This window comes from Streptococcus parasanguinis (assembly GCF_016648925.1).
Lineage (GTDB): Bacteria > Bacillota > Bacilli > Lactobacillales > Streptococcaceae > Streptococcus.
This window is the reverse complement of sequence record NZ_JACLQX010000028.1, coordinates 1-24,192: the sequence shown is the minus strand read 5'-3', so window position 1 is coordinate 24,192 and position 24,192 is coordinate 1. Positions and strand designations below refer to the sequence as shown.

Here is a 24,192-nt window from a genome sequence, read left to right as displayed (position 1 = left end):
TGATGAAGTCAGCGTAGTAGAGCCCACTCAACCACTGCGTCTTGCTCGACAATCCAAAAATAATTGAGAGGCTAGGACTTTTGTTCCAGCCTCTTTTTTGCTAAAGTTTAGGAGCTTATTTAAAACTTCTTTCTAATTAGAAAAATATTTGAGAAACTATTGACAGCCTCATATAACAGTGTTACAATAATGTTACAAAATATTACAAATGTTACAAAAGAGGTTCTGTTATGAAAAACAAAAAAATCATTTTCCTAGCAGCTCTAGCTCTTACAGCTAGTCTTTTCCTAGGAGCTTGTGGCGGGAATAAAGAAGAAAAAACTTCAGAAGCAAGCAGTTCAAAGACCAGTCTGGTTAAACAAACAAGTTCTTCTTCTAAGAAAAAAGTGATCACTAGTAAAGATCCGATTGCCTCTTCATCCTCTGATAGCAAATCAGAAGAAAGTCATACTGTTGGTAGCAAAAATAACCAAGCTGCAGCTAGTCAAACACCTGCTCCAGCTAAAGAAGCGACACCAGCAGCACCCGTAACAAAAGAAGCAGCTACTCCAGCAACACCAGCGAAAGCAAAATTGCCAAGTCTAGAAGACGGTCATGCCCATGCTAAGAAGCAAGCTTCTGCTACGGAGAATGCCCAATACAAGGGAGTCTATTCTGTAGCAGCAGGGGATTTCTCTGCAGCAGCTGGAAATTGGTCTGACAAACGTGATACTGGAGTCACTATTGGCCAAGGTGGTCAAGTGACCATCCAACTGCCTGGTGGCCAACCCGTAGCCTATGGTATCAGCGCTTATAACTATACCTTGGATGATGGTCATTACCATGCTAATCTCTCAGCAGGCGATGGGTCTGCAGCGAGTCTAGATATCGTAGTTGGAAAAGATGGCTCTGTATCTAGTGTGACGGTTCTGAAAGACGGTGTCAGCCACTCCCTCACTCGTGAATAAAATTCGAAAGATCTGAAAGGAGAAGCTTCTCTTTTCAGATCTTTTTTTGTTGATTTGAAGAAAAATATATTTTTTTATAAAAAAACTATTGACAGATAGAAAATATAGTTTATAATAAAAACATAAAGAAAACATATTTATAAAAAATTATAAAAAGGAGTTCATATGAAAAAAGAAAGAATTGCCCTGGTTTTTGGAACCTTTGCGCCTCTTCATCAAGGGCATATTGACCTGATCCAGCGGGCCAAGCGTCAGTGTGATCGCGTTCGTGTCATCGTATCTGGTTATGAAGGGGATCGTGGCGAAGAAGTCGGGTTGACTTTACAAAAACGCTTCCGTTATATCCGCGAAGCCTTCTCTAATGATGAGTTGACCCAAGTCTATAAGCTAGATGAAACAGAACTTCCTCGTTATCCCTTGGGCTGGGAGCCTTGGTTACAAACAGCCCTTGACACCATCCAGTATCAAACAGAGACAGAAGAGTTGATCTTTTATGTAGGGGAGAAAGCCTATAAGGAAGAGTTGGAAGCTAGAGGGTTTGAAGTTCACTTAGAAGAGCGTCGCTTCGGGATCTCTGCTACCATGATCCGGGAAAATCCAAGCAAATACTGGAAATACATCGCTCAGCCCTTCCGTCGCCAGTTCACGAAAAAAGTCTTGATCATGGGGAGCGCCAGCAACGGGAAAACGACCCTTGCAAAGGACTTAGCCCGCTTTTACGATGCACCTGTTAGTCTAGAGTATGCCCGTGAATACCAGATTAAGAACAATGTTCGAGATGATGAGCTCACGCCAAAAGATTACTATTACCTACTCTTAGGACAGTATGATCAAACCTCTAAGCTCATCGATAGTAGTGCCAATCGAGGCCTTGTCATCGCCGATACCAATTCCCTGGTAACCAAGGGTTATTACGACTACTACATGGAAGTCGAAGGCCAGGATACCAGCATGACCGATACCTTCGACAACCTCTTTGTCAGTATTCTCTCCAAAGAAAAATGGGATTTGATCCTCTTTGTACAGCCGATCGGCTCTTATGTCAATGATGGCTTCCGAGACATGACCATGGCTGACGAAGAGATCCGCACCAGCTTTTCAAATTACCTGGACCAATTGCGCCAGCAATACCTAGGAAACATTCCGACTACTTTCCTCGCATCAGACTACCTCGGCAACTACGAAGAAGCCAAGAAGGTGATCGATGCTATCTACCAAGCCGACTAAGGAGCAGCTTATGAAAAAACTATCTGAAAAATTCGCAACTTTTAGCCAAGACTTTAGAAATGTTCACCAAGAAGCGAAAAAACAAGGCTTTGTCAATATTATGAAACTCCTGTGGAAGGACCTTTTTGTGGGACGTACAGCCTTTCAATGGATCTATCTCCTGCTTCTTTCCAGCGTTCCCTTCTTCTTAGAATGGACCAATCGGACAGGACAGCATGATTGGCTGGGACTGTTTGCCTCTTGGACAGGCATTGTCTGCGTCATCCTAGTTGCAGAAGGGCGTGCTAGTAACTACCTTTTTGGAGCAGTGAATTCAGCGATCTACCTCGTTTTAGCCCTCAATAAGAACTTCTACGGGGAAGTTCTGACAACTCTTTATTTCTTCATCATGCAACCGATCGGTCTCTATGTTTGGCTCTCTAATCGGATCAATGATCAAGGTAAGGTCGAAGAATCTCACTTTGAAGCCAAGAAATTGAACTTAATTGAGTGGATGCGCTACTTGGCCTTGTGTGCTGTGATTTGGATCGGTATGGGCTTTGCGTATCAGAGCATCCATAGCGCTCGCCCTTTCCGCGATAGTATCACCGATGCGACCAATGGGGTCGGCCAGCTCCTAATGACCCGCCTTTACCGGGAGCAATGGATCTTCTGGATTGCGACCAACGTCTTTAGTATCTATCTCTGGTGGGATCAGAGTCTTCACATTCAAGGGATGTACTGGGTTTACACGCTCAATAGTTTAGTAGGCTGGTACCAATGGACCAAAGCCCTCAAGAAGGAGGTGGTTTAGATGGCAAGTCTCTCGATTCCAGCAGGAATGACGGAGAAAGAGTATTTTGAGACGGTCGCTAGTGAAGCAGACTTTCTCAAGTGGTACAAGGAGCAAGATCTGCCAACTTATGAAACTCCAAGTGTCACAGCGGACATGGTGGCTTACTGTTTTGTTGATGGACAGCTCAAGCTCTTAGCCATTCGCCGCAAGGCCCACCCTTATCAACACCGCCTCGCCTTGGTGGGGGGCTTTGTGAACAAGGATGAAGATGCGACTCATGCCTGTATCCGAGAAGTCAAAGAAGAAGTTGGGCTCGATCTGCCAGTGAATAAGGTGGAGCAGCTCATGACAGTTTCCACCCCTGGGCGGGACCCCAGAGGCTGGGTCATTACCATCGCCCATCTGGTCTATCTGCCGGCAGAAGCAGTAGACTTAGCCCATGCAGGTGACGATGCCAAGGAAGTTGTTTTTCTCGATGTCGACTTCAAAAAGTCCCAGTGCTTGCTAGAGGGAAAGGTTTTAACTGCTTCTGATTTTGCTTTTGACCACTACCAGATTATTCAAGAATCGATCAAGCGGATTCAGGGACGTCTCGACTGGAATCCAACCTTCCTCTATCTGTTAGAGGAGCCTTTCACCGTTTATGAAGCAACCGAATTGGTCAATTTGATCAATCCAGGACGTCCCATCGTTAGCAATAACTTCCTCGTAAAATTCGGAGAATTCGTGGAAGAAGTGGGTGTCAAGCGGGTACCTAAGAAAAAACCACGCAAGACCTATCGCCTGAAACAGTAGATCGAGCGGGGTTCATTCTACCAGCCCTCCCTTACTTATAGTAACGGAAGGGCTTTTTCTGATTTTTCCTGCTCCACTTGTGTGCAAAGTGGTATAATAAAAATAATTGAAACCACAAGGGACAAGACTATGGAAGAAAAAATAATTTTACCACAAAATACACGACTGATGGGGGCTCTGCTTGGTTTTATCGGAGGAGGTCTCGATGTCTTTTGCCACATGCACTACCGGAGTTTGGTCGCAACACAAACTGGGAACCTCTTACTCCTTATCGCTGATTGGCACGATCCTCGTGTTGAAAATACCATCATGCGTTTTTCATCTATTATATTTTTCTCGATCGGCTTTCTGGTTGCCCTCCATATCAAAGAATATCGCAAGACAGCCTTTTGGCGGACCAAGATGTTGCTTCCTTTATTTGTGGTGACGCTTCTAATTCCCTTGGTATCTGTTATACCGCCCATCGAAGTCCCCTTTATTGCTTTTGGAACAGGGATGATGATGTTGACCTTTACAGGAAGCTTGATTGAAACCCATCCTTACGTGATCTTTATGACTTCCGGAAATTACCGCAAGATGCTGACGGCCTTGTACCGAATCACTCGAGGAAAGGGAGATTTGGACGAGTATCGGCGTCAGGCCATGAATTACGGGATTGTTGTTGGAAGCTTTGTTGCAGGAGCTATTAGCGTAGCCATCCTCATGCATTTCATTCACCAATGGGCCATCTGGCTGATCACAGCCAACCTCTTTTTGATCATGACTTACTACACCGCCAGAGTCAAACAACTCGGCCTGCAAACAGATAATCTATAAAAACAGGACCTCACATGAGGTCCTGTTTTTTGTGTTTCTATGCTTTTAATTGTAAGAGTTCTTCAATCTCAGCCAGAGTGCTAGCTTGGGAGATGGCGCCACGGAGTTTGGCTGCACCTGATGTACCACGGAGGTAGTGAGGAGCGAGGCCACGGAATTCACGAACGGCAATGTGCTCACCTTTGAGATCGATCAAGCGTTTCAAGTGTTCGTAAGCGATCTTCATCTTGTCTTCAAAAGTCAAATCAGGCAGGATTTCTCCTGTTTCAAAGTAGTGGTTGATTTGATTGAAGAGATAAGGATTGCCCATGGCAGCGCGACCAATCATAACAGCATCAGCACCGACTTCTTCGATCCGTTGTTTGGCGTCTTGAACTGTACGGATATCTCCGTTTGCGATAAATGGAATCTTAGTCAGGGCTTGTGCAACCTTGTGAAGGGTCTCAAGATCTGCATGACCCGTATACATTTGCTCCCGAGTTCGTCCATGCATAGCGAGGGCAGAGACACCTGCGGCTTCAGCAGCGAGGGCATTCTCAACTGCTAGAGAAGGATCCGACCAACCCGTCCGCATTTTAACAGTGAGGGGGATATCAAGGACGGATTGAACCTTATTGATGATGGAGTAGATCTTGTCTGGGTCCTTGAGCCACATGGCACCAGCCTCGTTCTTGACGATTTTATTCACCGGGCAACCCATGTTGATATCGACGATATCGGTCTTGGTATTTTCTTGGATAAATTCAGCTGCGCGAGCTAGGCTATCTTCGTCACTTCCAAAGAGTTGGATCGATACAGGATTTTCTCCTTCATCGATATGGAGCATGTGAAGCGTCTTTTCATTGTTGTACTGGATTCCCTTGTCAGAGACCATTTCCATCACAACGAGTCCTGCTCCCAGTTCTTTGGCAATGGTCCGGAAAGCTGAGTTGGTCACTCCGGCCATTGGGGCTAGGACAGTACGGTTAGGGATTTCGACATCCCCGATCATAAATGGCGTATTAAGATTTGTCACGAATGAGTTCCTCCAAGTCATTTTCGTCAAAGTGGTAGTGTGTTTGGCAGAATTGGCAGGTAATCTCTGCACCGTGATCTTCATCTTTCATCTCTTTCAGATCACTAGCTGGCAGACTTGCTAAAGCGTTCAAGAAACGCTCACGGCTGCAGTCGCACTGGAAGCGAAGTTCTTCTTCAGAGAGGCGTTTGAAAGGTTCATCCCCATAGATAGCGGCAAGAAGAGCTTCAATGTGGTCTTCAGATTCCAAAAGTGTGGAGATGGCAGGCATTTCTTGGATGCGTTTTTCAAAGCGTGCGATTTCTTCTTCCTTGGCATTTGGCAAAACCTGGAGCAAGAAACCACCAGCCACCTTGACCTTGTCTTCGTCATCCAAAAGGACATTGAGTCCAACTGCAGAAGGTGTTTGTTGGCTTTCCGTCAGATAAAAGGCCAGGTCTTCTCCGATTTCACCGGTGACAAGAGGGGTCATGGAGTTATAAGGATTTCCCGTACCATAGTCAGTGATGACCAGGAATTCTCCGTTTCCGACAAATGGTCCCACCAGGACTTCACCAGTTGCCGTCTTCTTGATATCCACTCCAGGATTTTGCACGTAGCCCTTAACATTTCCCTTGGTATCTGCCACGGTGATGATGGCTCCGAGTGAGCTAGTCCCAAGGACCTTGACCGTAATTTTAGTATCTCCTTTCTCGTTTGCTGCTAAGATTTGACTGGCAATGAGGGTACGGCCAAGTGCGACCGTGGAGCTAGCTTGTGTATGATGTTTTTCTTGGGCTGTTCGTACGGTTTCTGTACTGTCTAGTACATAGGCACGAAAAGCGCCGCTTTCTGAGATAGTTTTAATAATTTTGTCCATACCTACTATTTTAGCACAAATCAAGCAAAGTGGGGACAAGGAGAATTCCGAAAATCAGTCGTTTCAGAAGTAGGGCAAGAAGAAAAGAAAATTCCGAACGTTATTTCTAGAAAGAAGCAATTTCCAAGTAAAAGACGAGTTTCATAGAGAAGTTAGTTTAAAAAGGAAGGAGAAAAATAAACGATAGCTGAGTGGATCTTGAAAAAACATCAAAAATTGCTTATAATAGAGTGTAAGACAAACTTGCAGGTGAGACTCCTGCCCCTAGTTTGAAGAAAGGCATAGATAGGGAACTATCTATGGTATATGAAAAAGAATTATGACATCAGTTGTTGTAGTAGGAACCCAATGGGGTGATGAAGGAAAAGGGAAGATTACAGACTTCCTATCAGCCAATGCAGAAGTCATTGCTCGCTATCAAGGTGGGGACAATGCCGGACACACCATCGTAATCGACGGCAAAAAGTTCAAGTTGCACTTGATTCCTTCTGGTATCTTCTTCCCTGAAAAGATCTCTGTCATCGGAAACGGCGTGGTGGTCAACCCTAAATCATTGGTCAAAGAGTTGGCTTATCTCCATGAAGAAGGAGTATCAACGGACAGCCTTCGCATCTCTGACCGTGCCCATGTCATCCTTCCTTACCATATCGAATTGGACCGTCTCCAAGAAGAGTCTAAAGGCGACAACAAAATCGGAACGACCATCAAAGGGATTGGACCAGCCTACATGGACAAGGCTGCGCGTGTGGGAATCCGGATTGCGGACCTTTTGGACCGCGACGTCTTTGCGGAACGTCTTCGCATCAACTTGGAAGAAAAGAACCGTCAATTTACCAAACTCTATGATGCAGAGGCTCTGTCATTTGACGATATCTTCGAAGAATACTATGAATATGGTCAACAAATCAAGCAATATGTAACCGATACTTCTGTCATCTTGAACGATGCTTTGGATAACGGCAAGCGCGTGCTCTTCGAAGGAGCTCAAGGGGTTATGCTGGATATCGACCAAGGAACTTATCCGTTTGTTACTTCATCAAACCCTGTTGCAGGTGGGGTGACCATCGGATCAGGTGTCGGCCCAAGCAAGATCGACAAGGTTGTCGGTGTATGTAAAGCCTACACTAGCCGTGTCGGTGATGGACCATTCCCAACAGAGCTGTTTGATGAAGTGGGCGAGCGCATCCGTGAAGTGGGGCATGAATACGGTACAACGACTGGCCGTCCGCGTCGGGTGGGCTGGTTTGACTCCGTTGTTATGCGCCACAGCCGTCGTGTTTCAGGAATTACTAACCTAAGCTTGAACTCGATCGACGTTCTATCAGGCTTGGATACAGTGAAAATCTGTGTGGCCTACGACTTAGATGGCGAACGCATTGATCACTATCCAGCCAGCTTGGAGCAACTCAAACGTTGCAAACCAATCTATGAAGAATTGCCAGGTTGGTCAGAAGACATCACCGGTGTGCGCCACTTGGATGAGCTTCCAGAAAATGCCCGCAACTATGTCCGCCGGATCGGTGAATTGGTTGGTGTGCGCATTTCAACCTTCTCAGTCGGACCAGATCGTGACCAAACCAATATCCTTGAAAGTGTCTGGTCAAGTAAATAATTTAAAAAAGAGAGTGAGACAGAAATCGGTCATTCGTTAGAATTCGATTTCATCGTCCCACCTCCGCACAGTTGAGTAGGGCTGTAAAAGCTGATGAAATCAGCGTAGTAGAGCCCACTCAACCACTGCGTCTTGCTCGACAATCCAAAGACAATTGAGAGGCTAGGACTTTTGTCCCAGCCTCTTTTTGAAAGCAGAAAGAGGAAAAAATGTATCAAACGATTTTATTTGACCTAGACGGCACCTTGACCAATTCAGAACTAGGGATTACCAACTCGGTGGCCTATGCCTTAGGAAAATATGGGATTCAAGTGCCAGACAAGAAAGCATTGAGAGTTTTCATCGGTCCGCCCTTGCAGGAGTCTTTTGAGCGCTTTTATGGATTTTCTAAGGAAGAATGTTTAAAGGCCATTGACTACTATCATGAGTATTTTTCCGAAAAAGACCTTTATGAAAATGAGGTCTATCTAGGCGTTCCTGACTTGCTGGCTTCTCTCAAGCAGGCTGGCAAACAGTTGATTGTAGCTACGTCAAAGCCTGAAGAATTTTCCATTCAAATTCTCAAACACTTTGGTTTGTATGATTATTTTGACTTTGTCGCTGGTGCGACCATGGATAGAAAACGTAGTAAAAAAAGCGATGTTATCCAGTATGCCTTGGAGCAAAATGGGATTACAGATTTGGCGCATACCATCATGATTGGAGACAGGGAGCACGATGTGCTTGGCGCTCAAGCGCAAAAGCTTGATTCTATCGGTGTCCTTTATGGCTTTGGAAGCAGGGAAGAATTGGAAGAAGCCGGCGCCACCTATATTGCTCAAGAAGTTGGCGAAATTGCAGCTTTTATAGGATAACCTTTTCCAAAATATTAAAAGTTGGAACTTTTCTAATCTGCTGAATATTGCTTTATTTAATATTTCTATCGGTGTATACTTACTGTAGGTTAAGTCACACAGATTAAGAGGTGATAATATGAATTTGTCACGATATATATTAAAATATAGTACTGATGATGGTACGTTGTATTTTAATACTAAAACCAATCATTCATTTTTTCTTACGAATGAATTGAATAGAGTAGTCGACAGCAATGATGTGATTAGGAAAGAGTTTCATGCTTATCTTGATAAAAATAAATATTTAAGTGAGGGTGAGTATGAGGTCGAAAAGTATCTATCTAAAATAAGCGATACAGATGCTGAATTATTGGAACTAACAATTTTGACACATGGAGATTGTAATTTTCGGTGAAGGTTAAAGTGAATAACAAATTCGATGACAAAATGAATGCTAAACCTAGAGTATTTAACTATAATTGTGATTGTAAATAATCACGATTTTAAATAAATTAGAGAAGAGGGTTGTGCTAGCCCTCTATTTTGATGGATGATAATTATGAGAAATATTTATAAGTACATTGATAAGAAGTATCTTTTTCCTATTTTTTTAGGGCGTATTGTGAATAGTGGTTTGGTGTTGGCGCAACCTCTGATTTTAACGAAGGCCTTGAAGTTAGATCAAGACGGCCTTTCTTATGGAAAAATTCTCAATTTTGTTTTATTTGGTTTGTCTGTCTATCTTGTTATTTATAGTCTGATGCTGTTTTCAAACTATTCGCACAATATATTCCGAAGAGAAATCAACAAAAGTGTCCGTGCCCTTTTATTTAAGAAAGTCATATTGAATCCTAAATTTTCCAATGATGAAAAAGTTAGTCTGCTAACTCAAGATATGGAATATGTGGGCGATAATTATTTGGAAAATATAAATGTTATGGTGAGTTGGGGATTTGTCGCCCTTGTTACAGCCATTTATATTGTTTCACAAAATTTTCTCTTAGGACTTATTTTTGTCATTTTTACGATTATGAGACCTATTCCTCAGTTCATCATGAATCGTCGTTTACAAGATTCGGGAGACAGCTGGTCCAAGCTTAGAACGAAATTACATGGGCTTGTCTCGGATAGTATGCAAGGCAGCCAAACCTTACGGATTAATCAGGCCATGAGGCTGAATGAAGAGCGCGTGAATGATTTAAACGGAGAATATCAAAAAGCCATCCAAAGATTTTGTTTCACACATAATATTATTTTTTTCTTTAATGGATTTATGGTCTTTTTTAGTCAGGTTGTTCCTCTTGCTTTAGGCTTTTATTTGAGTTTACAGGGAAATTCTATTTCTATTACAAGCCTCATCTCTATGTATGTTGCTGCGGGGATGCTGGTAGAACCGATCCAAACTCTGATGTACAGTGCAGCCAATCTCCAAGGTGCCTTGCCGACTGCGAACCGCCTGTTTAAGATTATCGAGGAAGAACCTGATTTCGAAGAGACAAAGGATCAATTTGTTGAAAATCTCGAATCGTTGCGCTTAAATCATATTTCAAAAAGTTTTGCTGAACGTCAGCTTTTTTCTGATTTGACGGCGACGATTTCAGTAGGTCAGAAGGTCTTAATCAAAGGACCGAGCGGGTCTGGAAAGACGACTCTTTTTCGCTTGATTTTAGGAGAAGAAGTATGTGATGAGGGTGACATTTTCGTTCAGTATGATGGAAATCAAATAACGAGTCATTTCCAAGGGAATATCGGTTTAATTAGCCAGCATCCCTTCCTGTTTAACGATACTATCCGCTATAATCTAACTTTTGGTCAGCCTTTTCAGGACCATGAATTATTGGAGGTATTGGACCGAGTTGGCTTAATAGATGAATTTCAGGATATTTTGAATGTAGAAATTCATAATAATGGTGAAAACATTTCAGGAGGTCAGCGTGTCAGATTAGAGTTAGCTCGTTTTCTCTTACGCGAGAAGGATATTTTATTAGCGGACGAAGTGACATCAGCTTTGGACGAAAAAAATAGTCGTCTGGTTAGAGACCTAATCTTTTCTTTGCCGATCACGGTACTAGAAATAGCCCATCATATTGATGAAGAAGAGCGCTATGACCAAATCCTTGAGTTACGTAAAGGATGAGCGATGCCACAATAGTTGGTTCTGCGACAAAGCGGATAGTAGTAAGCCAGCAATTTGTCAGATATTTTTGAGATTCTAAGTGGTGATATTTCCAAAATCATCAATACTCAGAGAACTTAAGCTTTATTTAAGATAGGCCAGCTATACTAGAAGCATAAACAAAGACCTCCTAACTTTGTTTAAACCTCCTAAACTTTTTCATAATAATCTCCCATAAGAGTCGCCCAATCGGCGGCTTTTTTTGTGAGTCGTAAGCTGCCTATGGTATAATGAACAAAGAAACTAAAAGGAAGAAGGAAGAGATGGACTACACGATAGAGGAAAAAGCGATGTTTATGAGGGAAGCCCTGAAGGAGGCGGAGATTGCCTTGGCCCATGAGGAAATACCGATTGGCTGTGTCATTGTCAAAGACGGTGAGATCATTGGACGTGGCCACAACGCACGAGAGGAATTGCAACGAGCGGTCATGCATGCGGAGGTGATGGCGATTGAAGAAGCCAATCAGCATGAAGAGAGCTGGCGTTTGCTGGATACGACTCTTTTTGTGACCATTGAACCCTGTGTTATGTGTAGTGGTGCCATTGGACTAGCCCGGATTCCCCAGGTGATTTACGGTGCGACCAATCAGAAGTTCGGTGGAGCAGGGAGTCTCTACGACATTTTGACAGATGAACGTCTCAACCACCGGGTAGAAGTAGAAACAGGAATCTTGGAAGCAGAATGTGCAGCCATCATGCAGACCTTCTTCCGCCAAGGCCGAGAACGAAAAAAACAAGCCAAGCTCGCAGCCAAGGCCGAAACACAAGAATAAAAACCGGACCTTTGCAAATCGAACAAATTATGATATAATACCTATCGGAGCAACAGTTCTGCGTGAAGCGGGTCAGGGGAGGAATCCAGCAGCCCTAAGCGAAGTGAACTGTGTGCTCTTTTCTATTGCTCTTGATGAATCGAGCCTGCAAGGCGTAGATGAATCCTAGAGCAATGGATGCAGTTTTTCCCGCTAGGGAAAAAGCTGTAAACCAATTAATGCTCTTAGTGAGGTAAGCCTGTAAGGCGCAACCGAGCTTAGAGATATTGACCCTGAGGAGCGAAGCAACGTGAGGGCTATCACTCACCAGAGTCATGTAGAAATGACTTTCTTATTCAAAGAATAAAAGAGAAAAAATAGAGTTTCGTGAGAAGCTTCTTTTTTGATTTTCTAGCCAAAAATAGTGCAAATATGCAAACGATTGCTATTGCGTCGTTGCTTGATTTGTGAAAATAAAAAAATTAGCAAATGAAAACGTTTTATAGATTGGTTTCCCTTGATTAAATCCGTGTAAAGCGATATCATAGAGAAGAACAAAATTTGGAGGAATAACATGTCTCATATTAAATTTGACTACTCAAAAGTTTTAGATAAATTTGTTGCCCCACATGAAGTGGAATACATGCAAGCACAAGTAACTGCAGCAGACGAATTGATCCGCAAAGGAACAGGTGCTGGTAGCGACTTCCTAGGATGGTTGGACCTTCCTGAAAATTATGATCGCGAAGAATTTGACCGCATCTTGAAAGCTGCTGAGCAAATCAAATCAGATAGCGATGTCTTGGTTGTGATCGGTATCGGTGGATCTTACCTTGGTGCCAAAGCAGCTATCGACTTCTTGAACCACCACTTTGCTAACTTGCAAACAAAAGAAGAACGCAAAGCTCCACAAATCCTTTACGCTGGAAACTCAATCTCATCTACTTACCTTGCTGACTTGGTAGAGTACGTTGCAGATAAAGACTTCTCAGTCAACGTGATTTCTAAATCAGGTACAACAACTGAACCAGCCATCGCTTTCCGTGTCTTCAAAGAACTCTTGGTGAAGAAATACGGTCAAGAAGAAGCTAACAAACGGATCTACGCAACTACTGACCGCCAAAAAGGTGCTGTTAAGGTTGAAGCAGATGCGAACGGTTGGGAAACATTTGTGGTTCCAGACGACATCGGTGGACGTTTCTCAGTATTGACAGCAGTTGGCTTGCTTCCAATCGCTGCATCAGGTGCTGACATCAAAGCACTTATGGAAGGTGCTAACGCTGCCCGTAAAGACTACACTTCAGACAAACTTGCTGAAAACGAAGCTTACCAATACGCAGCAGTTCGTAACATCCTTTACCGTAAAGGATATGCAACTGAAATCTTGGTAAACTACGAGCCATCTCTTCAATACTTCTCAGAATGGTGGAAACAATTGGCTGGTGAGTCAGAAGGGAAAGACCAAAAAGGTATTTACCCAACTTCAGCTAACTTCTCAACAGACTTGCACTCATTGGGTCAATTTATCCAAGAGGGAACTCGTATCATGTTTGAAACAGTTGTCCGTGTGGACAAACCACGTAAGAACGTGATCATCCCTACTTTGGAAGAAGATCTTGATGGACTTGGATACCTTCAAGGAAAAGATGTTGACTTCGTTAACAAAAAAGCAACTGACGGTGTTCTTCTTGCCCACACTGACGGTGACGTACCAAACATGTACGTAACTCTTCCTGAGCAAGATGCTTTCACTCTTGGCTACACAATCTACTTCTTCGAATTGGCCATCGCCCTTTCAGGTTACTTGAACGCCATCAACCCATTTGACCAACCAGGTGTTGAAGCATACAAGAAAAACATGTTTGCCCTTCTTGGTAAACCAGGATTTGAAGAACTTGGAGCAGAACTCAACGCTCGCCTTTAATCGACAGACAAAACGATCTCGAAAGAGGTCGTTTTTTTGTGTCTATTTCCCCATTTAGTGATGAATTGGCGCCTTCAGGTGATTTATGCTATAGTAGGGTAAGATAATAAAGTTAAGGAGTACGACATGTCAAGAGGAAGAAAAGTACAACGTGAATGGTCTAAGAATCATGGGAATCTGTACTCTTTTCCGAGTGCATTTTCGGATGAAGGACCTCAAGGAGCGATTTTTGAAGATCAAAAGAAACAAATAGGATTTCGGATTTCACGTAACATAATCCGAGTACTCTTTTCAGTGATCGTTGTATTCGTATTTTTTCTGATAGGAGTCTGGTATTATAAAAAAACAGTCGTTCATAAACCTGTAAATAAGATCATAAGATCTTCGGAAAGATATCAAAATAAGAAATCTTCTACCAGCCCTTCAAATACTCAAGCAAGCAAAAGTGAGAATAAAAAAATTGGATATATATTAAAAAAAGAAAATTCTGAGTGGGTTGATCCATCTCAAGTAAGAGCTTTTTCAGTTGATGAAGTTTTTGAGTTAATGGATGCTACAAAGAAGCCAACGATAACATCTTCAGAAGTAATTGAGAAATATGGAAAGGCGTTTGCAGGTTTACTTGATTATAATTCCTCGGGGAAAGAACGAGTAACCTTTTATTATAAGCTTTCTGACCAACAGGGTTTTTTCAAAATTGTTATTAATGAGTTTGAAGGAAAAAGTCGTGTTGAGCGTGTCTATCTTGAAGTGACTAAAGCTCAAGCGGGCATGGCGAATAAAACTTTAGAAGAATATCGTTCTTATTTACCTAAAAGTGGCCAGGAAGGGATTGGGTTAATGGAGGCTATAAGTCAGTTTGGAATTCCTAAGAATAGTTACAGTAACAACCTGTATGAAGGGGAAAATAGTTATATATATATTCTATACTTTACAACAGATCAAAGAAAAATAACCTTATCATTTAAAAAGAATCAGCAAGGGGAATACCGACTTGAAAATGTAGCAACATCTGGATAAAACGATCTCTCAAGAGGTCGTTTTTTTACTTGTAAAATAATTTCATAATTTTTCCCTTAAGATTCAATTATATAAACACTAACTAGTTATTATTCTTGATCATTTGCTAAACTCATTTCTAAAATACTGATGATACAGGGTTTCTAGCTAGACAATAGCTACAGGCACGGATTTTATACTCAAATCCTTTAATATAAAAAGTTATTTGAATATAAAAGTTGTCATTTGTTGTTTCATATTATAAAATGAAAGACGAATGAAAATAATTGAAAAAGGAATGAAAATCATGAAAAAGAAATTGGCTAAATTCTTGTTACTTTCATCTATGCTTGGTGGAATGGCTGTTGCTCACCCAGTTTCTGCGAATACAAAAGCTGCGGTTTATGAGTACAAAAATGGTCAGCTAGACCTTGTTCAAAAACCAACATATGAAGGTTTCGAATCGAATCAGCTTTCTTTGAAATTGAAAACAGGTCGTGTCGATGTAGTGGGAGCGCGTGAAGGCAAGAAAGAAAGTGCGCATGATGCAGGAGCCTACCAATTTGCATTGATCTACAAATCTGAAGGTGGCGAAGAAGAGACCGTTGCTAAAGGGCAAAATACAGCAGATGGGACCATCGCATTTGATGATGTGGATCTCTCTGGACTAAATTCTGGGACTGTTAAACTCTACATTCGTCAAACCACAAAGGATGATGGTCGTTTTAAACAGTTGGATAATGGAGAAGGGGAAGTAACAGTGTCCCTTGCTTACGATGGATCAGGACGCTTGATGGTGGATTCACTTGAAAGTTCAAACCCAATTTATCGTAATTTCATTGCAGGCTATAACGGTTCTGAGACAGGAGGATCCACTTCACCAAGTACAACAAGCCCATCTTCAAGCTCAAGTAGCTCATCTTCTAGTTCAAGTAGCTCAAGTAGTTCGTCTTCAAGCTCAAGTAGCTCATCGAGCTCATCTTCAAGCAGCTCATCTTCAAGTTCCTCAAGTTCAACTTCTTCATCGAGCTCAAGCTCTTCTTCTAGTTCTTCCTCAAATTCAAGCGACTCAAGCAAATCTGTAGTTGGCCGTTTATTGCCAAAAACAGGTCAAGAAACAGGTGTCGTTTTGGCAACATTGGGCTTGCTCTCACTTGCAGGAATTGCTATTGTCTCCCTTCGCAAGAAATTTTAAGATAAGCATCTAAAAGGTCGGATATCTCTCCGATCTTTTTTAGTCCATCAAGACAGGAGTTGGTCCTTGCTTGGTTTTATGTTATAGTAGAAGAGAAGAATAAAAAGGAGAATTCGAAATGTCCGAGAAAGATCAAGAACAATTTATGAAACATACTCCCGTAGAGGGTGCGCCTCAATTTGATGTGGCTGCGCCAGCCTTTGTCCCAAAAGAAGAAGCCGAAGACTTGGTCGTTCCAGAAGCTAGTGGTCTTTCAGTGACGGAGACGGAAGCAATGAAAGAAGAGGCAGACAAGCTAGCTATGTCAGAAGCAGTGGAGCTTCCAAAGGTGGATGAAGTGACTGTTGGAGAACATCCGGATGTAGTTGCCGCTCCCCAACCGACTCCTCCATTCCAGCCTGCGCCTCAAGCTCCTCAAAACATGGCAGCTGAACCAATTGGTCCGCAAACAGTGCCTGTTCCTGAGACACCTATTCCACAAGCTCCTCTTTCTCCTGTTGGAAGACCGATGGATACTGCAGACAAGAAGGCGATTCGTTTTGCCCTTGGGATTTTAGTTGGGCTTCTTATCGGTGGAGTCAGTGGTTATTTGATTGGTCATGCTAGCCCTAGCACGTCATCATCTAGAAAGCAGACTTCTTGGTCAGGTAACCAGTCTGGTTCGTCTTCCAATATCGATTTGGATCAATTGACCGCAGAAGACGCGGAAGTTGATTTTAGCTGGAAACAGTCTGATATCGAGCAACTTCAGTTTTTAACAGGAAGTGATGCTGGGGAGACTCCTGAGGAAATGATTGAAGCTTATGGGAAAGCTAGCTCCGTTCAATTTGAAAGTGGAGAATTGAAATTATTTTGGGATGATAACTCTTATAATAAAGAGGTCAAAGCGACTTACTCTAAGAAAGGGAAAGAATTCCAGCTTGTCAAATTTGAATTTAATCAATTTGGGAAAAATCTTACGGTTGAGGACAACTTTGCAGATGGATTCAAAGTTGGAAATAGTGAGACCGGTGCTGGAGGAACCTCTTACAAAGAGCTTTTAGAAAAATACGGTGATGCAGTCAATCTGACGGTGAGTTCATCTGATGATTCAGACGAGATAGAATTGGTCATGGACTTCCAAAAGAAAAACGGGGACTATGTAGATTTGACCTTTATTCGCCAAGAAAATGGAGATTTTCTCTTGAGCAGTAAAGACAGCTACTAAAAGGATCAGACAAGAAAGAGGCAAGCGCCTCTTTTTTGGGATAAGACGAGACAAATACGCTAATTTTCTATACAATAGAAAGAGTTTGAATAGAAAGAGCATGAAGGATGGAAGAAATGAAACAGTGGATAGAACATCATAAGCGGATCCTCCAAAAAGCTGCAAGTGCTTTGCTGGCTTTTATGGTTGGTGTTTGCTTGGTGTTTATGATTCATCCAGTGAAAACCTTGCCCAAAGATCGCTTGTTGAGTTTGTCTCGCATGCAAGAAGACAGCCAGCAATTTGTTGCGTCTTCTTCCAAAGAGCCGGCTTTAGAAGACTTGTTGTCATTGGACCTTGCAAGGGGAGAAGGAAAGACACAAAAAAATTGGGTGACTTTATCTGCATTCGTCAAAAAAATTGGAAAAGCAGCGAGTTTTACACAAGAAGATACGACTTTTGGAACGCAAGTCCAGCTAGGCTATGGGACTCCTGTGCAGGGGATTCATCCTTATACCATAGAATTTCAAAAGCAGGATGATACCTTTTATTTGAGCTCGATTCAAGGCTTTGCGCCCAAGTCGGCTCACTATCAGAGCAAAAAGAACTTAAAACTGGCAGATTTTACAGGCTATCAGACACTAGATGGAAAAAAGGAAAAGGGGACAGCAGTAGAAGATGTCTTGAAAAAATCAGGTCTTCCCAATTCTCTTAGTTTGACCTCTGAAAAGGACAAGCAAGTCCTAGCCCTGTCTTATCAGGTGACAGATGGACTGGTCTCTTTAACCTTTGAACGTGACCATAGTGGTCAGTATCGTTTGACGAAGAAGGGGTGAAGCAGATGATCGAGTGGATGAAAAAGAATCGAAAAGAGCTCTTGCTGCTGTTTTTGTGTTTTGTTTTAGGATTGTTACTTGCGATTGCAAGCATCCAGGTGCAGGAGCAGGGAACCGATACCAAGGAGGACCAAACACTGACTCATTTCCAGCCAAAGGATTACAAGAATTTGGTCAGCAAGGAACAAGAAATCAAACAGTTTAAATGGACCATCGAAGCTGTGGCGAATTTAAAAGTTCGTCTCAAGCAGAGTCAGCAACCAGGAACCCGCTTGGAAACAGTTGTGACGGAATGGGGAAAAGCCCAAAAAGTTAAGTATACAAAGACAGCTCAAGGAGAAAAAACCGTTCTTGTCTTGACTTATGCAGCTAAGCAAACCGATCAGGGCAAGAAAAGTGTAACCTTGTGGTTTGAACAGGAAAAAGACCAGGGGTATCGCTTGACGACAGTGGATGCGACGAATTTGTTGGACGCAAAAGAGAAGACAAGCAGTGAGAAAGAAATCACTACTGAAAAAGAGAAAAAAGGTACAGAATTCGCCCAGCTCATTAAGCAACTAGGAAATCCTCAACGCTTGGTCTGGGGGGAAATGCCAGATGGCGGAATGGGCTATCGCGCGACTTACCAGGTGCCAGGGCAGCCAGAAGTGGTGATGGAATTCAAGAAAAAAGCCAAGAAATTGGTGTTGGTATAAGAAAGGAGACATCATTGGACGATCAACGGACAGACATCAAGGCAGCTTCCTCTCACCAGGGTGGAAGCCGCTTGATTTCAGAAGCCGATCTGGCTTCAATAGGGATGGACAATCATCAGGATACTAGAAGCCATTCAGATACGATGGAGTCTTCCCCTTCTTCCTCAAAAGAGGGGATTGGTTCGCTTTTGCGATTTTTTGGGTGGTTCGCCTTGTTTATGGCTTTTGTGTTTGTGCTTCAAAACGAAGTTAATAAAAGCTCTTCTTCATCTTCTTCGAGTGAGGGGATCAATGGTTTATCACGTGATGGTATCAGAACGGAATATCTGACCAGTGAAAATAGTTCTTATATCGCCTCAGCTAATGAATTTCAATTTCAGCCAACCTATGAAAAGGCTATGTCTCTCATTCCTAATTTTGCAGTGGAAGAAAAAAAGACCTCTTTTGGGACGGTAGACCCACAAGATGTCGTTGCAGCATTAGGTAAAGCGAGGAGTGGGGAAGCAACCTATAGTGGTAGCAGTTCTAGTCCCTTTTTGTTGACCTTAGATTACCAATCAAAGGATGCAGATGGGAAGGTTCTTCTTGAAAAAACAGGTGCCTTTTACAGGATCTCTCTTTTAAGTTTGAAACACTTAAAAAGTGACCGATTTGCGAATAAGAATGGGAGCTTGATGAAGGACGATTTTGCCACTATCAAGGTCGGAATGCCTTATTTAGACCTACTCAATACGGTAGGGATTCCGGATGAAATATATGTATCTGGGCTTTTAGGTTACGGGGAAGCGCCTTCCTTTACCTATCGATTATCGGATTCTCAAACGGTTCAAATCCATTTTGATAGCCGGCAAACCATAAAGGATATCAAATCGAAAGAGGTAGCGACCACACCAGCTTCCTCTACATCTACAGCACAGTAAAAAATCAGCCGAAGCATTTTAAATAAAAGGAGAGGACAATGGGAAATAAAGACTGGTCGCATCTACGAAATGAGCACCAGAGTCGGTTTTCGAAAGGCCAGCCGAAAGAAGCACCCTTAGAAAAAGGAAGTCCTGAGAAGCTAGAAGATACGCTCGCAAAAGAGCCAGAAGTGGTAGAAGTCCCTGCTTTTCAGGAAGAGGTGAAACAAGAAGAGGAACGAAAAGACGAACCAGCGATTGGTGTGAAGGAGGAATCGTATGATCCAAAGGAAGGCTCATTTGCTACACCTGAAGACGAATCAGCTCAGGTCGTTCTTGCTACACCACTAACAGAAGAAGAAAGGTCAGAAACACCAGCACAAGATACAATAGGGCAGTCTCCTTCAGCTGAGAAAAAAGTAGAGCACCAGGGTGGGAGCCGCTTGATTTCAGAAGCTGACCTGGCTTCAATAGGGGGAGGCAGGCATTCAGAACCAAGACAAACGGTACTAGACTCCCAATCGGATAGGGCGAAAACCTACTCTCCTTCCTCTAATAGTGGAGGGTCTTCGCTGGCAGCCTTTTTTGGATTATTGGCCATGCTGGGATTATTTGCCTATCTAGCTTCAGGAGGTATCCATAGTGAGGAACATCCTTCTTCTACTACTAGTGAATACGGAAGTCCTGGCCGGTCTTATGGAACCAGAAAGGAAACCTTGAAGAGTGGTACGAGTACCTTGATTGCACCGGAAGGTGAATTTCAGTTTCAAGTGACCTATGAGAAGGCGATTTCCCTGATTCCTGGTTTAAGTGAGGGGGATCAAGGTCGTACCTCTTCAACTTATCTGTCTCCGCAGGATGTGGTAGCTGTACTGGGCAAGGCTAGTAGTGGGGAAGAAACCTACCAAGAGGGTAGTGTCGGTCCTTTCATGACAAGCTTGGATTATGAGGTTGAAGGATCCCCTTCTTCTGTATCTGTTTTGCTTTCAAATATGATTAGTAGCCGTCTATCTTCTCTTAATTTTGAGAACTTAAACAGTGAGCGATTAGCCAATAAAAATGGCAGTTTGAATAGAGAGGATTTTGCCAATATTAAAATAGGAACCAGCTATGCAGATCTTGTGAATACAGTCGGAATTCCTAGCCGTGTTTCTTGGTCGAGTATGATGAGTTCAGAGTCCTTCTTAATCTTTTACTATAAACTTTCTGATTCGCACTCAGTCATTATTCACTTTGGAAGCAATCGCACCATCAGTGAAATGACAGGCCTGGAGGATCAGGCTACAACCACGTCGCCTTAGGTGTTCATCTCTTTGGGTTTGTGGTATAATATGGATACCTTTAATTGAAATGAATGGAGAATCTCATGACTGCACAAAAAATGTCTGCTCAAGAAATTATCGCTTTTATTGGAAATGCAGAAAAGAAAACAAATGTGAAAGTAACCTTTGAAGGGGAATTGGCAACAGCTGTTCCTGCTTCTGTTACCAAGCTTGGCAATGTTTTGTTCGGTGACTGGAAAGATATCGAGCCCCTTCTTGCCAACTTGACAGAGAACAAGGATTATGTGGTCGAACAAGATGGTCGTAATTCAGCTGTTCCCTTGCTGGATAAGCGCTATCTAAATGCGCGTATCGAACCAGGTGCTATTATCCGTGACCAAGTGACCATCGAAGACAATGCTGTCGTGATGATGGGGGCTGTCATTAATATTGGTGCTGAAATCGGTGCAGGAACTATGATTGATATGGGGGCTATCCTTGGTGGTCGTGCAACAGTTGGTAAAAACAGCCACATCGGTGCAGGTGCCGTTCTTGCGGGTGTCATTGAGCCAGCTTCTGCTGGGCCTGTTCGGATCGGTGACAATGTCTTGGTCGGTGCCAATGCAGTTGTGATTGAAGGGGTTCAAGTAGGGAACGGTTCAGTTGTTGCCGCTGGAGCTATCGTTACTCAAGATGTTCCTGAAAATGTGGTCGTAGCTGGTGTCCCAGCTCGCATCATCAAGGAAATCGACGAAAAAACACAACAAAAAACAGCACTCGAAGACGCCTTGCGTAATTTGTAAGATATGAATGGTAGAGGCCGCAAGGCCTCTATTCTAATAGAAAGAAGACGACGATGACATTGGATTTAATCAAAATCAGACGGGATTTGCACCAAATCCCTGAAATTGGCTTGGAAGAATTTGAAACCCAAGCCTACCTCTTAGAGCGAATCGCAGAGATCACAGCGGGCAAGGACTTTGTAGAGCAACGGACTTGGCGGACCGGGATCCTGGTTTATCTCCATGGGGCTGCACCTGAAAAAACGATCGGCTGGCGGACGGATATCGATGGCTTACCGATTGTGGAACAAACGGGCCTTGATTTTGTCTCTAAGCACGAAGGACGGATGCATGCTTGTGGTCACGATATGCACATGACGACAGCCCTTGGACTTTTGGATCAACTGGTCCAAGTACAACCAAAAAATAACCTGCTCTTTCTCTTCCAACCAGCTGAAGAAAACGAAGCTGGTGGGATGCTCATGTATAAGGACAATGCTTTTGGCGACTGGCTCCCTGATGAATTTTATGGTCTGCATGTGCGCCCTGATTTGAAGGTGGGGGACATTGCGACCAATACGGGTACCCTTTTTGCGGGGACCTGTGAAGTCAAGATCACCTTTACAGGAAAGGGAGGGCATGCGGCCTTTCCACATGAGGCCAATGACGCTCTTGTAGCGGCCTCTTACTTCATTACCCAAGTCCAATCGGTCGTGAGTCGAAATGTCGATCCGATTGAAGGGGCTGTGGTGACCTTTGGTTCCATGCATGCAGGGACAACCAATAATGTGATCGCTGAGACAGCCTTCCTTCATGGGACCATTCGGACCTTGACCATGGAGATGAATCTTTTGACTCAAAAACGGGTCAAAGCCATTGCAGAAGGAGTTGCAGCAGCCTTTGATGTGAAATTGGACCTGGAACTCAAGCAAGGAGGCTACCTGCCTGTGGAAAACCAACCAGAATTGGCCAAAGAACTCATGGACTTTTTCACAGCTGAGGAAGACGTGAACCTGATTGATATTCTGCCTGCGATGACAGGAGAAGACTTCGGCTTTCTCTTGAGCAAGGTCCCCGGTGTCATGTTCTGGTTGGGGATTGATACCCCTTATGCCTTGCACCATCCAAAGATGAGCCCCAATGAGGCCGCCCTTCCCTTTGCTGTGGAAAACATTGGTAAATTTTTGAAAATGAAGGCTAACCAATAATGGATTGATTCAACTCCGTCTGGAGTTGGATTTTTTCTTTGTTGTATAAAAACTGTTCGGATCTTTCCTAAAAAATGATACAATAAAAGCTAGACAAAAGGAGTAGGCATGAAGAAAACACTACGAAAAGAAACCATTGCAGCCATGAAACAGTTGCCAGAATCCGTGAAAACTCAAGCAGATGAAGAGCTGACTCAGCGCCTCTTGGAGCTACCAGCTTTTCAGGAGGCAAAGACCCTTGCGACCTATCTGTCTTTTGACCATGAAGTTTCCACAGCTGGCTTGATCCAAGCAGCTCTTCAATTTGGGAAACGCGTCTGTGTTCCCCGTACCTACCCACAAGGGCGAATGGAATTTGTGGAATACGATCCTGACATTTTGGAAAAGACACGCTTTGGTTTGTTGGAGCCCAATGAAAAAGGAAATCTTGTGGATCAGTCAGAGATTGACCTGATCCATGTACCAGGCGTGGTCTTCCAGTCAAAAGGCTACCGAATTGGCTATGGTGGTGGCTATTATGATCGTTATTTGGAAGATTTTACTGGAAAAACGGTAAGTACGATTTATTCCATTCAGCAGAAGGAGTTCCAGCCAGAGGTTTTTGATCAGGCAGTTCAGGAGGTACTAGTCTATGAAGTTACTCTTTGATCGTCGTTATCCTGTGACCAGTCTCTTGTTGCTCGTCACAACGGCAGTCTTTCTTTCCATGTTTATCCGATTTGGAGGCGACTACCAAACAGGTGCTGCTATTTACTATAGTGGTGGGATTATTGGAGAGGTTGTGAAAGTCGATCCTAGCCAGTTATGGCGAATCGTGACAGCTACCTTTGTTCACATCGGCCTAGAACATTTTGTGCTCAATATGATCACCCTCTATTACTTGGGACGTTTGGCAGAGGATCTCTTTGGATCTAAGGCTTTCTTAGCTCTCTATCTCTTATCAGGCATGATGGGTAATGTCTTTGTTGCTATTTTTACGCCGGATGTGATTGCAGCAGGAGCTTCTACAGCCCTCTTTGGACTGTTTGGGACCATTGGTGCTCTGCGCTTTATTGTTCAAAGTCCCTATATTCGCCACTTGAGTCAGTCCTATACCAGCTTGATTGTTGTCAATTTGATCTTTAGCTTCATGCCAAGAATCAGTATGGCGGGGCACATCGGTGGCTTAGTAGCTGGGGTGATGTTGGCTTATGTCTTTCCAGTAAGAGGGGAAGCTCGCTTTATGAACCGAACCTATCAGATGAGTGCAGCCCTATCTTATCTCTTACTTTTGCTTTATTTCTTAGGTAAAATCTTGAATCTATTTTAAGAAGAGGCTAGGACAAAAGTCCTAGCCTCTTAATTGTTTTTGGATTGTCGAGCAAGACGCAGTGGTTGAGTGGGCTCTACTACGCTG

At 43.2% G+C, this 24,192-nt stretch carries 24 protein-coding genes and 1 other RNA gene; 23 read left to right on the top strand and 2 right to left on the bottom strand.

Annotated features, from left to right (window positions below; translation table 11 throughout):
- The first annotated feature begins 230 nt into the window (after window positions 1–230).
- The 5 genes from H7T97_RS09070 (at window position 231) to H7T97_RS09050 (ending at window position 4,560) form a co-directional block, all read left to right on the top strand.
- A complete protein-coding gene (locus tag H7T97_RS09070) occupies window positions 231–947 on the top strand; it encodes a hypothetical protein (protein WP_201090108.1) in 717 nt (238 codons plus the stop codon).
- Between the two features lie 165 nt (window positions 948–1,112).
- Window positions 1,113–2,174, top strand: coding sequence for an AAA family ATPase (locus H7T97_RS09065; RefSeq protein ID WP_023919820.1), 1,062 nt, complete (start codon window positions 1,113–1,115; stop codon window positions 2,172–2,174).
- Window positions 2,175–2,184: 10 nt separating this feature from the next.
- Complete coding sequence (gene pnuC / locus H7T97_RS09060; protein ID WP_201090107.1) at window positions 2,185–2,967, top strand: nicotinamide riboside transporter PnuC; 783 nt, start codon at window positions 2,185–2,187, stop codon at window positions 2,965–2,967.
- Window positions 2,968–3,744, top strand: a complete 777-nt coding sequence (locus tag H7T97_RS09055) for an NUDIX domain-containing protein (protein ID WP_070661534.1) — start codon at window positions 2,968–2,970, stop codon at window positions 3,742–3,744.
- Window positions 3,745–3,873: 129 nt separating this feature from the next.
- On the top strand, window positions 3,874–4,560 hold the full coding sequence (locus H7T97_RS09050; protein ID WP_201090106.1) for a YoaK family protein: 687 nt from the start codon (window positions 3,874–3,876) through the stop codon (window positions 4,558–4,560).
- Between the two features lie 37 nt (window positions 4,561–4,597).
- Here the strand turns inward: H7T97_RS09050 and dusB are convergent, their stop codons facing one another.
- Both dusB and hslO read right to left on the bottom strand, forming a co-directional pair.
- A complete protein-coding gene (dusB, locus tag H7T97_RS09045) occupies window positions 4,598–5,575 on the bottom strand; it encodes a tRNA dihydrouridine synthase DusB (RefSeq protein ID WP_003012894.1) in 978 nt (325 codons plus the stop codon).
- Window positions 5,562–6,434, bottom strand: coding sequence for an Hsp33 family molecular chaperone HslO (hslO, locus tag H7T97_RS09040; RefSeq protein ID WP_014714025.1), 873 nt, complete (start codon window positions 6,432–6,434; stop codon window positions 5,562–5,564). Before hslO ends, dusB begins: the two co-directional genes overlap by 14 nt.
- Before the next feature lie 319 nt (window positions 6,435–6,753).
- On the opposite strand from hslO, the gene H7T97_RS09035 reads away from it, so the two are divergent.
- From H7T97_RS09035 to H7T97_RS08950, 18 genes are all read left to right on the top strand, one after another.
- Window positions 6,754–8,046, top strand: a complete 1,293-nt coding sequence (locus H7T97_RS09035; RefSeq protein WP_023919809.1) for an adenylosuccinate synthase — start codon at window positions 6,754–6,756, stop codon at window positions 8,044–8,046.
- A gap of 209 nt (window positions 8,047–8,255) precedes the next feature.
- Window positions 8,256–8,900 (top strand): HAD family hydrolase, encoded by a 645-nt coding sequence (locus H7T97_RS09030; protein WP_023919807.1) that lies wholly within the window; start codon window positions 8,256–8,258, stop codon window positions 8,898–8,900.
- Window positions 8,901–9,018: 118 nt separating this feature from the next.
- Window positions 9,019–9,297, top strand: coding sequence for a hypothetical protein (locus H7T97_RS09025; protein ID WP_003009004.1), 279 nt, complete (start codon window positions 9,019–9,021; stop codon window positions 9,295–9,297).
- Window positions 9,298–9,441: 144 nt separating this feature from the next.
- Window positions 9,442–11,019: an ATP-binding cassette domain-containing protein gene (locus tag H7T97_RS09020; RefSeq protein ID WP_003016812.1), complete on the top strand. Its 1,578-nt coding sequence runs from the start codon at window positions 9,442–9,444 to the stop codon at window positions 11,017–11,019.
- A gap of 302 nt (window positions 11,020–11,321) precedes the next feature.
- On the top strand, window positions 11,322–11,831 hold the full coding sequence (gene tadA / locus H7T97_RS09015; protein ID WP_201090105.1) for a tRNA adenosine(34) deaminase TadA: 510 nt from the start codon (window positions 11,322–11,324) through the stop codon (window positions 11,829–11,831).
- Window positions 11,832–11,869: 38 nt separating this feature from the next.
- Window positions 11,870–11,965, top strand: an RNA gene (gene ffs, locus H7T97_RS09010) — signal recognition particle sRNA small type.
- Window positions 11,966–12,384: 419 nt separating this feature from the next.
- Window positions 12,385–13,734 (top strand): glucose-6-phosphate isomerase, encoded by a 1,350-nt coding sequence (locus tag H7T97_RS09005; protein ID WP_049471948.1) that lies wholly within the window; start codon window positions 12,385–12,387, stop codon window positions 13,732–13,734.
- Between the two features lie 126 nt (window positions 13,735–13,860).
- The gene (locus H7T97_RS09000; protein WP_049471947.1) at window positions 13,861–14,754 is read left to right on the top strand and encodes a hypothetical protein; all 894 of its coding nucleotides are present in this window, start codon (window positions 13,861–13,863) and stop codon (window positions 14,752–14,754) included.
- A gap of 286 nt (window positions 14,755–15,040) precedes the next feature.
- Complete coding sequence (locus tag H7T97_RS08995) at window positions 15,041–15,928, top strand: LPXTG cell wall anchor domain-containing protein (protein ID WP_256263405.1); 888 nt, start codon at window positions 15,041–15,043, stop codon at window positions 15,926–15,928.
- Between the two features lie 118 nt (window positions 15,929–16,046).
- Complete coding sequence (locus H7T97_RS08990; protein WP_195423767.1) at window positions 16,047–17,135, top strand: hypothetical protein; 1,089 nt, start codon at window positions 16,047–16,049, stop codon at window positions 17,133–17,135.
- Between the two features lie 107 nt (window positions 17,136–17,242).
- Complete coding sequence (locus H7T97_RS08985) at window positions 17,243–17,950, top strand: hypothetical protein (RefSeq protein WP_049514409.1); 708 nt, start codon at window positions 17,243–17,245, stop codon at window positions 17,948–17,950.
- Window positions 17,951–17,955: 5 nt separating this feature from the next.
- The gene (locus tag H7T97_RS08980; protein ID WP_201090104.1) at window positions 17,956–18,645 is read left to right on the top strand and encodes a hypothetical protein; all 690 of its coding nucleotides are present in this window, start codon (window positions 17,956–17,958) and stop codon (window positions 18,643–18,645) included.
- 14 nt (window positions 18,646–18,659) lie between these two features.
- Complete coding sequence (locus tag H7T97_RS08975) at window positions 18,660–19,565, top strand: hypothetical protein (protein ID WP_049498611.1); 906 nt, start codon at window positions 18,660–18,662, stop codon at window positions 19,563–19,565.
- Window positions 19,566–19,603: 38 nt separating this feature from the next.
- Window positions 19,604–20,845, top strand: a complete 1,242-nt coding sequence (locus tag H7T97_RS08970) for a hypothetical protein (RefSeq protein WP_049498612.1) — start codon at window positions 19,604–19,606, stop codon at window positions 20,843–20,845.
- Window positions 20,846–20,910: 65 nt separating this feature from the next.
- Window positions 20,911–21,609 carry a 2,3,4,5-tetrahydropyridine-2,6-dicarboxylate N-acetyltransferase gene (gene dapD / locus H7T97_RS08965; protein ID WP_201090103.1) on the top strand — a complete coding sequence of 233 codons (699 nt, stop codon included), beginning with the start codon at window positions 20,911–20,913 and terminating at the stop codon, window positions 21,607–21,609.
- 53 nt (window positions 21,610–21,662) lie between these two features.
- The gene (locus H7T97_RS08960) at window positions 21,663–22,796 is read left to right on the top strand and encodes an N-acetyldiaminopimelate deacetylase (protein WP_201090102.1); all 1,134 of its coding nucleotides are present in this window, start codon (window positions 21,663–21,665) and stop codon (window positions 22,794–22,796) included.
- A gap of 108 nt (window positions 22,797–22,904) precedes the next feature.
- Window positions 22,905–23,444: a 5-formyltetrahydrofolate cyclo-ligase gene (locus tag H7T97_RS08955; RefSeq protein ID WP_201090101.1), complete on the top strand. Its 540-nt coding sequence runs from the start codon at window positions 22,905–22,907 to the stop codon at window positions 23,442–23,444.
- A complete protein-coding gene (locus tag H7T97_RS08950; RefSeq protein WP_201090100.1) occupies window positions 23,428–24,105 on the top strand; it encodes a rhomboid family intramembrane serine protease in 678 nt (225 codons plus the stop codon). The genes H7T97_RS08955 and H7T97_RS08950 overlap by 17 nt, the downstream gene beginning before the upstream one ends.
- Window positions 24,106–24,192: the final 87 nt, after the last annotated feature.